Origin of the sequence: Bradyrhizobium sp. Mp27, assembly GCF_029953005.1 — a bacterium.
Lineage (GTDB): Bacteria > Pseudomonadota > Alphaproteobacteria > Rhizobiales > Xanthobacteraceae > Bradyrhizobium > Bradyrhizobium barranii.
Window position 1 is genome coordinate 1 of the sequence record NZ_JASAUS010000790.1, and the last position, 223, is coordinate 223.

The 223-nt window shown below is 61.4% G+C and carries 1 pseudogene; it reads right to left on the reverse strand.

Going from position 1 to position 223, the window contains the following annotated elements:
* Positions 1–223, reverse strand: a pseudogene (locus QJT78_RS52670) (IS630 family transposase); the annotation flags it as partial.

The following is a 223-nucleotide window of genomic DNA, read 5'->3' on the forward strand; positions in this document are numbered from 1 at the left end:
GACGCGGCGCCGGCGTTTTGAATGGGTCGCGATGATCTTTCCGGTGGCGACTTCGAGCGCCGCAAACAATGTTGTGGTGCCATGCCGCTTGTAATCGTGGCTTTGGCCGGTTAAGGCGCGGCCATTGGGCAACTTCAGATAACCCTGCGCTCGCTCCAAAGCCTGGATCGAGGGCTTCTCGTCCACGCACAGCACAATGGCCTTCGCCGGCGGCGCGACATAG